We start from the raw sequence: 9040 nt of genomic DNA, 5'->3' as shown, positions 1-9040 counted from the left end.
CAATGTAATTCAGTATATTGCTCATGCTTCTGTGTAAAAATAACTCTTTAATCTTCTTTTATCACAGAATAATACTATTTTGGAGATGTCTAAAGTCAACAGCCTACTCAGACTCTCACATCATGGCGCATCACTAAAAAATCATACAATTTCTCAAATCAGATCGCAGTCTGCACCATCTAAACGATCGCGTGGTTTCCTACTACCTGTTTTTGCTATCTATCATTAATTAGCTTTAACATTCAGCGCGTATTCTTTAAACCTTTCCAAATCAGCTTGAATTGTCGATTCAACTATCCGCCCCAAAAACAAATTATCCATAATTTTGCCAAGAATGCCGGGAATAGCATAGGAAATAGTCATTTTCACAATGCTACTATTGTGGCGATCGTAAAAGCGAATCGCTCCCTGATTCGGCAAACCATCAACCGATTCCCATTGGATAATTTGATTAGGAATAACTTTGAGAATTCGGGATTGCCAATTAAATTCTAAACTGCCAGTTTTTAATTTCCAAAGAGATATATCTGGATTATCTGGCGGAATTTTCACCGAATCAATCCACTTCATCCACCGGGGCATTTGCTCTAAATCAGACCAGAGGCTCCATACTAAATCTATGGGAGCCTCTACTTCTACCTGCACAGTATGCTCTAACCAGTCTGGCATTTCTCTTTTTCCTTCTCTACGAGATGCTTTGCGATCGCGTTCTTTGCACTCTTTGGAGTAGCCTGCGGCAAGCCACTGCGTGTCTACGTTATTTCTTTAAACTCTCCAAAATCACTTTTGCCGCCCGCCGTCCAGAAATAGTAGCACCTTCCATGCTGTCGATGTAGTCTTGCTGAGTATAACTGCCTGCAAGGAAGAAATTATCTACTGGTGTTTTTTGGTTAGGACGGTACGCATCCATCCCTGGCGCTTCTCGGTAGAGAGACTGAGCAAGCTTTACAACACTGTACCAAGTCATATTTAGCTCCCGTGAAGAGGGAAACAGTTCATGGACTTGCTTAAGAACATGTTGTGCGATCGCTTCATTACTTTGGGCTATAAACGGATCTCCCGGTGTCAGCACTAGCTGTAACAAAGATCCCTGTCCTGGGCGATAATAATCAGCAGGGCTAGTCAACGCTAAATCGGCAAAACAAGAAAAGTCGGCATCGGCTGTATAAAGTAAATTATCGATTCCAGCCGCATGGTTTAGCTGTTTGCGTTCTTCTCCATCGTTCAGTTCTGTCACCCAACCATCAAAGCGTAACTGGACTGTAGCCACTGGCACTGCATCCAGTTTGTAAATATTGTCAAATTCTGACCACTTACGCCACTCCTGGGGTAGGATGCGTTGAATTCCTGGGACATCACAGGCAAAAACGTAAGCATCAGCAGCGATCGTTTCTACTGCATCACCTTGGGCAACTACTATACCAGTAACACGGGTTTGTTCACCTGACTCAGCAAACTGAATTTCCCGAACTTGTCGGCGCGTGTAAATTTTGGTGCCTCTAGCTTCCAGATATTCCAGAATCGGCTTGTGTAAATATTCAGATGGAGAACCTTCTAGCATTCGCAAAACTGAAGCTTCAGTTCTAACTGCAAATAACTGGAATATGGTTAACATACAACGGGCAGACATATTTTCGCAATCAATAAATCCCAATGCGTAGGCAATGGGGTTCCACATCCGCTTGATGCTGCCATTACTCCCACCATGACTGCGAAACCAATCGGCAAAGCTCACTTTATCTAAATTGCGGATAGTTTTCATCGCCCCATTAAAGTCTACCAATCCGCGAACTATCGGACTAGTACCCAAAGCGATCGCATTTTGCAATTTATCCTGCAATGATAGTTGGGAAGTAGTGAAAAATGCCTTTAACCCATTGAAAGGCGCACCTGTAATAAAACGAAAATCTAAAGCACCAGTGCGCCCCCCTTTATTGATAAAAGTGTGGGTATGTTCCTTGAGGCGTAAGTTTTCTAACACCCCCACTTTTTTCATTAAGTCAAATAGTTGGTAGTAGCACCCGAAAAATACATGCAACCCCATTTCTAGATGGTTGCCATCTCCATCAATCCAACTGCCAACTTTACCGCCGACAAACGGACGAGATTCAAAAATCTCTATTTCACAACCAGCATCAGCTAGATCCACTGCGGTTGCTAGCCCAGCCAGTCCCGCACCTACGATTGCAACACGCATTCCGTCGTTCCTTTTCAGTTTCTTTACAGATTGTAACTGGGTTGGTGTCGGAATTTGCTACTTAATATCAACTCTAGCAGCATATTAATGCTTGCCAATATCGATACTAAAAACTTTTTGATTACTTCTTTTAGTCCCAGTAAATGACCAGACGCGATAAAAACGCGTCTGTATCATCTAGACAAACTTTTGTCCATAACAGCGGACTCTCAAAGGTATCAGAGATATTTTTTTGGTGGCAAAGCAGTTTTCTGGATAAGTTATGAAAGTCACTTCTTAGTTGTTTGCATCTTTACTGTCGTCGGAGACAGGCAAACTTCTAATCAGTTCGCGAATCACATCAGTTGCAGGTCTACCTGTTTGTTGGCAATATTTTTCTAGTTTTTCCGCTTCCTGCGTTGCGAGATTAACTGTTATGCGTTTAACTGCCCATTTTTTATTTGTCATTATCATGCTATCTGCTGTATATTTAGATGGTCGAAAGAGTCTAAATTAAAGAGGGAACCGATAAGGTTATCAGAGTTTGTCTCACGAAACAAGTAATACCATTAATATTAAGAATGTTTGTTTTGTCAAAGGATCGATCATTTTCTAAAAAAATCAAAATGCTACACTTTATTTGTTACTATTGTGACAGCATAAATAGCACATCGTTGCTTTTGAGGATAATAACCCTACTAACAGCATGAGTAAAGCCTGACGATGAAATTTTATAAAGGAATTCGAGACACCTGCTATTGACTCAATGAAGATTTCCAAAGTTATTCTCCATTGAAAGCATTTGACCTTCTCTCTTAACTGAGTTCGCCAAACTCGCTTGGAGAGAATATCTGCTAGAACACCAAAAAATAAAGCTTCAGAATCATTATCATGCTTAAATGCTTGTTTACAGGCGGGTTAGAGCGGTGTGTATAAAGCGTTAATAGTGACTTAGAAAGTAGGCAAATAAGCGATCGCCTTAAAACAAACACCTATATCTAACCAGACTGTAACCAAGAACTTAAGAGCTACTTGAACTGTTATGAATTTTGGCTGATTTCGATCAAGCTGGTTGCTTTTCACTGCCAATATAGTAGCCATAAAAAAAAGGATAAAGCTCAGTCTACTGAGTGTAAATTGCCAAGATTCTTGGTAATTTTTGACAGCAACATCTGTAATTTCACACAGACTAATTTATCCATAATATATGTGATGTTATTTGACTGTTGTCGATAATAATATTTTAGTTTTGTTTCATAGTTTTAGAATCAATTATCGTCAGAAGGCAATAAAGTATTGCATCTTTTTTATCTTCTTCCTAGCGATATAGCTTACTTTGAAAGCAGCAATATTTTTACAATTTTTCGTCTTCATCTATCTGGATGTTATATAAATCGTTTTTAGCAAAGTAGGGCATTATAAGTTTTACATAAGACATTTACCTCATATCTAAGCCAAGATATAAATTACTGCCAATAAATTTTTTATCACAACTATTTTTATCTGGTAAGTATACCCATAAAAAGAATCGTATATTTAAATTTTTCCGGTAGTGTGTTTATTATAGCTATTATTTACGCACTTTAAATAATCTTCATTTAGATACTAGCAAAGCTATTTTTTAGCCTTTATAAAAAAATTACAAAGAAAAACATATTATCTGAACTTTTGCTTAATGATATTGATATATAACAGAAGGCTAAAATTAAAAGCTTGTTAAAAAAAGATTCCAATATCTCAGTGCATCAGTTAGGTTTGATTTAAGCAGTCTTTGTAGATAAGTCTTTATTTAGATGTAGTTATTTATACTTAGTTAGTTGAGATAAAATAACTAGAAAACTATGAAAATACAGGGACTTCATGAAATTTAGGTAAAGTTAGCTTCTCTAGATTGGTCGCGTATTCGTATTGACATATACATGAATATTCATTACAAAGTGCCGCACGCTGATAGGTACGCAGATCGTGAAGACTGAACGGAACTGGAAACACTCTACTTCTACCTAAAAGACTGCCTACCAGGAATGGGTTATATACCAATAGGGTTTAATTAAGGGTTATTGGTGTAGACAATAGGTCTTTCAAGACGCGATAAATCGCCTCTCTAAATCTGGGTTTTGTTGCTTATTCTGAGCTGTATTGGGATATGTACAAAAGTGAAAATCTTAAGTCCTGTTTACTTCCCTGAAACTTTGACTCCTTAATTCAGAATTCTGAATTAAGGAGTCAAACACGCTTTATATCTGGGTAACAGACTTAGCTTGTGTAACTCACTTTCCTTGAAATCTGCTGTCAATGATACGCCCTTACTTCCATCCCCACGTTTTGCTATGGGGTAAGACATACTCAGCACTGGTGAATCAACACTCCATTGATAAAGAGAAGAGAGCTAAACGTTAAAAGGCAAAGCCTTCCCCTTTTTCCCTCTCAAATGCAGTTTTAATCAATCAAATAGACATCAACTTAATTTCTCATACCGATAATTTGAGATTGAGGATTGCGGCAATTCATGCAATTACTCAAATTTAAGTTGGGGCATAAGTTGGAGAGTGCCAATACCTAAATCTTTAGGTGAAAGCGATCGCCCTTCAAACAAAGCCATCATATCTCGTAACTGCGGATTGCCACGGGAGGCTCCCGTTAGTCCTTTGGCAATGATTAAGCCACAGTAGCCCTTAGTATTTTTACACCGCTGATTCCATTTTTTTCGGGCTTCGACATGAATCGGATCTTCATCTAAAAATTCACCGAATAGGAACAATTCGCCATTTTGAGTTTGCAATAAACCCAGGTCGTAGCGATCGCCATCAAAGGGATCGGCACCTGGATTAAAGCAAATTGCTCTCAATCCGCCTGCTGCTTCAATTCTTTCAATTACAGTCTTCGCCTTGGGCCGGGAGGTTTGAATTAAAATCACCGGCAAACCATCACCCACTTGTTTGATTTCACTAGCCTGGTGGTAGCTGACCCCTTTTCGCAGAGAATCCAACATTTCCCAAGACACTACACCTAAGCTGAGGAAGGAATCTTCTGGTATCAAATCATCTCGCAATGATTGGAAATCAAGGTTGTTAATCTCCTCGTCATCAATACCAAAGCCTGCCATTTCTTCTAATTCTGCTGCTAACTGCGGCATGGTAGAGACTGTTACAGGCACTGATTTAGTTGATTCTTCCGACTGCGGTAGAGAAATGCGATAGCGACGGACCAGAGTAGGGAAGATATCCTCATGAAGTTGGCGACGGTGATCGCGAATAAAGCGGCTCAGGCTTTCGATCGCAACCAAGATTACCAATGCTTCTTCGTCATACAAAACAGACCGTAGTCCTTCTAAGGGGTGGATATTACCAAAAGTGGGGTCAATTTCTGATAATGGCAGATCCGCCAAATCATCTTCTTCATCCTCATCTTCATCAGTTTCGTCAACGCTCTCAAAAGTGAGAAACAAGCAATCTTGCTTAAGGAACGCTTCTTCTAAATGCTCTGTTGATTCTTCATCCGTTAAAACTGCGGCGCGAAATTGTTTTAAAGACTCTTCTGAGCGATAAAACAAAATCCCATACTCCATTCCCAGCATTCCCATAACTGAGGCGTAGAGTGTGCCAACATCCCACTTATTAATCTCGATTGACAAAATTTGCTGTTCTTCCAAAAATTCCCAAGGTGCTGCTTGCCAAATTGCAAATGCTTTCTCTCGCAAGATTTGTGCATACTGTGGAGGTAAGTCGGGGGTTTGACTATCGAGGATGTCGGCGAATCCACGAAATAGTTCGTCAATTAAAGGCAGTTCTGGTGCATAGTCAATGGCGATATCCAAATCTTGCAGCACTCCCCGCAGGTAAAATTGGATCTCGCGGTCTTTGACTACAATTCTTTGGGGTCTAGCAGGTCTTGCCGGACTTTGGGGATGCTCCATTGCTTGCATTAAGGTGCGAACTATTGCTTCTGGGCCGGTATCGGAAGCTACCACATCCATTCCCCGAACAACACCTTGGGAGTAATCTACCCAAAGAATGCATTCTCCCTTTGCCTCTGAGTCTGACAGATGGTTTGGTGATGACAACGGACGGCGATCGCCCTCCCATACAGAAGGAATTTGAGTTAATTTCTTCAACCGACGACTGGTAGAGCGATTAAAACTTGTCATAGAGATCAAAAGAAGCAATTTGGAAGTAAACTTTGGGGGCTAGCTAGCCTCAGATTAAATTTTTATGGCTGCACCTGAAGGGTGGTTGCTTCTGTTGCTGCCGTAAGGCTTGAATTTTAAGAATACCGAATGTATAAACACATTGAGTCTCTAATTCTAGAATAAAAATCTTTGGCTACTTTTGACGGAGTGTTTACAATTTGGTATCTAGCAACATCTAAGCCGCTAGAATGAATACAAAAACACTTAACGAGCAACCCAGAAGCATTAACAAGCCGATACAGGGTAACGCTTATACTAATTAAGGAGTTGAAAAGCAGATGACACAAGCAATTCCGGCTCAACAACGCGGAATTCTGTTGAGCGAAGCCGCATTGCACCAGGTAAAATCCCTCCGAGACAAGCAAGGCACAGATTTCTGCTTACGGGTAGGAGTACGTCAGGGTGGCTGTTCTGGGATGTCTTATATGATGGACTTTGAAGATACCAGCAAAATCACCCCTGATGATGAAGTTTTTGACTATGATGGCTTCAAAATTGTCAGCGATCGCAAGAGTTTGTTATATCTCTACGGTTTAATGCTCGATTACAGCGATGCCATGATTGGCGGTGGTTTCCAATTCACTAACCCCAATGCTAATCAAACTTGTGGTTGCGGCAAGTCATTTGGGGTGTAATATTGTCAGTTGTCATTTGTCATTTGTCTTTTACAAATGACCAATGGCTGATGACTGATGACTAATGACCAATGACTAATGACCAATGACTAATACAGTTGAATCCCTGTTTGATACAGGTTTAGAACGCTATAAAGCAGGAGAATCAGCAGAATCTTTAATCCCTGTATTTAAAGAAGTGTGCGATCGCGCTCCTAAAACTAGTGCAGCTTGGGTTTGTTTAGCGTGGTTGTATCTACTCGATAACAAACCCAATTTGGCTTACAAAGCTGGGCAGAAGGCAGTCAAGTTAAATCCACAAGATCCCCAAGCTAGAATCAATCTCGCCTTAGCAATGCTGGAAACAAAGCAAAAAGGTTTGCGGGAACACATTGACATAGCACAACAGTTGATTTTTGTCAACGAAGAATGGAGTGATGAAATAAAAAATAGTATTGAGGACGGTTTAAGTAGAAAACCAGATTGGCAAAGTTTGACAAAAGTCAAAAATTGGCTGTTTGAAAAGTAAAAGATGGGGAGTGGGGAGTAGGGGGTGGGGATTAGGGACAAGAGGGACAAAGGAAAAATTATTGAATCAGTCTCTGTTGTTTACCTTGTTTCTTGCTAATACCAACTTCCCATTCCCAATTTCCCATTCCCCAATCCAATCATGAAAGATAAATTGTTAAATTGGCTAAACATGGTTTTAGTCGCCGATGTTTTTTTGGTTTTGTTTGGCTTTGGCTGGTTAGCGATCGCTGCGATCGGTGATGCCGCCGGAGTAAACCTGGGTTTGGATTTGTGGCATCAACTGTGGCAACCCTTGTTTAACCCCGCAATTGGCATCCTCATGGGCGGTGCAATTCTCAGTGGTATTATCAGTTGGGTTTCCAAAAAATTTCTTTCTAGTCAATAGTCAAAAAATTGGGTATGGGGCAATTCAATTTTGGATTTTGGATTTTGGATTAAATTTCAATCTAAAATCCAAAATCTCAAATCTAAAATTCTTACTCCCCACTCCCTTTGAATCTATGTAAGAATTTGTGTTAATGCCGGTTGCAAATTAGGATATTTGTACTCAAAACCTGTTTGCACAGTGCGTTTTGGGATAACTTGCTGACCTTCTAAAACTACTATTGCCCCGTCTCCTAAAAGGGCTTCGATCGCAAAAGCAGGAACAGGCAACCAAGAAGGACGATTCATCACTTGTCCCAAAGTTTGGCTTAAATCTGCCATTCGGACTGGGTTGGGGGCAGTGGCATTGTATACACCTTCTATTTCCGGTTTAGTTAAAGCTTGCAAAATCAAGTTAACTAAATCGTCTACGTGAATCCATGAGAACCACTGCCGACCACTGCCAATAGGCCCGCCAGCAAAGAGTTTGAAAGGTGGAATCATTTTACCTAAAGCACCACCATTGCCCAGAACAATCCCAAAACGCAGAATTACCAGTCGCACACCAGCGTCTTTTACTTTTCTCGCTTCAGCTTCCCAGACTTGACAGACTTGGGCAAGAAAATCGTTACCAGATAGGCTGGTTTCATCAAAGGTAGCCGTTTCACTAGTGCCGTAGTAGCCAATAGCCGAAGCGTTAATTAATACAGATGGTTTAGGGTTCGCGTTGGCTATTGCTTCAACTATTTTTTGTGTACCTAACTTTCTGCTATTGAGGATTTCTTGTTTCCGTTCTGGTGTCCAGCGCCCTTCACCAATAGGTTCTCCTGCCAAATTAACTACGCCATCACAATTAGCGATGATACTTTGCCAAGAACCAGATGCATTTGGTGTATAGGCAACAATTTCTACATTAGGGAAAGCCTCAGAGGGAAAAACCTTTCGAGCAAAAGTAGTATTCCGAGTCAATACTACTATTTTATGACCTTCTCCGTGTAATCGTTGTACCAAACGACTACCGACAAATCCTGTTGCCCCAGTAATTGCGACTTTCATTTTCTACCTCAGCCAAACCTTTATTGTAAAGTTTTTGATCAAACTTTCAGCTTACCAAAGAAGGCAGGGGGCAGGGCAGCAGGGCAGCAGGGGAGCAGAGGAGATTATGTT

8 protein-coding genes are annotated in these 9040 nt (G+C 40.6%); 3 read left to right on the top strand and 5 right to left on the bottom strand.

Annotation, left to right across the window (positions count from 1 at the left end; translation table 11 throughout):
• Positions 1-225: 225 nt before the first annotated feature.
• The 4 genes from V7K45_RS19600 to V7K45_RS19585 all read right to left on the bottom strand — a co-directional run bounded on the left by V7K45_RS19600 (position 226) and on the right by V7K45_RS19585 (position 6323).
• Positions 226-669, bottom strand: a complete 444-nt coding sequence (locus V7K45_RS19600; protein ID WP_292786899.1) for an SRPBCC family protein — start codon at positions 667-669, stop codon at positions 226-228.
• A gap of 88 nt (positions 670-757) precedes the next feature.
• The gene (zds, locus tag V7K45_RS19595; protein WP_335006288.1) at positions 758-2197 is read right to left on the bottom strand and encodes a 9,9'-di-cis-zeta-carotene desaturase; all 1440 of its coding nucleotides are present in this window, start codon (positions 2195-2197) and stop codon (positions 758-760) included.
• A 276-nt stretch (positions 2198-2473) separates the two neighbouring features.
• Positions 2474-2650 (bottom strand): CopG family transcriptional regulator, encoded by a 177-nt coding sequence (locus V7K45_RS19590; RefSeq protein ID WP_292857258.1) that lies wholly within the window; start codon positions 2648-2650, stop codon positions 2474-2476.
• A 2041-nt stretch (positions 2651-4691) separates the two neighbouring features.
• Positions 4692-6323 carry a DUF6930 domain-containing protein gene (locus V7K45_RS19585; RefSeq protein WP_335006286.1) on the bottom strand — a complete coding sequence of 544 codons (1632 nt, stop codon included), beginning with the start codon at positions 6321-6323 and terminating at the stop codon, positions 4692-4694.
• Positions 6324-6643: 320 nt separating this feature from the next.
• On the opposite strand from V7K45_RS19585, the gene V7K45_RS19580 reads away from it, so the two are divergent.
• From V7K45_RS19580 to V7K45_RS19570, 3 genes are all read left to right on the top strand, one after another.
• Positions 6644-7000, top strand: a complete 357-nt coding sequence (locus tag V7K45_RS19580; RefSeq protein WP_335006284.1) for an iron-sulfur cluster assembly accessory protein — start codon at positions 6644-6646, stop codon at positions 6998-7000.
• An 85-nt stretch (positions 7001-7085) separates the two neighbouring features.
• Positions 7086-7508 (top strand): tetratricopeptide repeat protein, encoded by a 423-nt coding sequence (locus V7K45_RS19575; protein WP_194045447.1) that lies wholly within the window; start codon positions 7086-7088, stop codon positions 7506-7508.
• A gap of 141 nt (positions 7509-7649) precedes the next feature.
• Positions 7650-7895, top strand: coding sequence for a hypothetical protein (locus tag V7K45_RS19570; protein ID WP_094352470.1), 246 nt, complete (start codon positions 7650-7652; stop codon positions 7893-7895).
• A 113-nt stretch (positions 7896-8008) separates the two neighbouring features.
• On the opposite strand, the gene thyD is transcribed toward V7K45_RS19570, so the two are convergent.
• Complete coding sequence (gene thyD, locus V7K45_RS19565) at positions 8009-8929, bottom strand: thylakoid membrane protein ThyD (protein WP_335006282.1); 921 nt, start codon at positions 8927-8929, stop codon at positions 8009-8011.
• Positions 8930-9040: the final 111 nt, after the last annotated feature.

The sequence above is a fragment of the Nostoc sp. genome (genome assembly GCF_036917375.1).
Classification (GTDB): Bacteria; Cyanobacteriota; Cyanobacteriia; order Cyanobacteriales; family Nostocaceae; genus Nostoc.
The sequence above is the reverse complement of the archived record's forward strand: the minus strand, read 5'-3'. Positions and strand labels throughout refer to the sequence as shown.

Bases quoted from the DNA above. Each gene is read 5' to 3' on its own strand.
- V7K45_RS19570 (WP_094352470.1), top strand. From the start codon at position 7,650: ATGAAAGATAAATTGTTAAATTGGCTAAACATGGTTTTAGTCGCCGAT.
- V7K45_RS19590 (WP_292857258.1), bottom strand. From the start codon at position 2,650: ATGATAATGACAAATAAAAAATGGGCAGTTAAACGCATAACAGTTAAT.
- V7K45_RS19600 (WP_292786899.1), bottom strand. From the start codon at position 669: ATGCCAGACTGGTTAGAGCATACTGTGCAGGTAGAAGTAGAGGCTCCC.
- thyD (WP_335006282.1), bottom strand. From the start codon at position 8,929: ATGAAAGTCGCAATTACTGGGGCAACAGGATTTGTCGGTAGTCGTTTG.
- V7K45_RS19575 (WP_194045447.1), top strand. From the start codon at position 7,086: ATGACTAATACAGTTGAATCCCTGTTTGATACAGGTTTAGAACGCTAT.
- zds (WP_335006288.1), bottom strand. From the start codon at position 2,197: ATGCGTGTTGCAATCGTAGGTGCGGGACTGGCTGGGCTAGCAACCGCA.
- V7K45_RS19585 (WP_335006286.1), bottom strand. From the start codon at position 6,323: ATGACAAGTTTTAATCGCTCTACCAGTCGTCGGTTGAAGAAATTAACT.
- V7K45_RS19580 (WP_335006284.1), top strand. From the start codon at position 6,644: ATGACACAAGCAATTCCGGCTCAACAACGCGGAATTCTGTTGAGCGAA.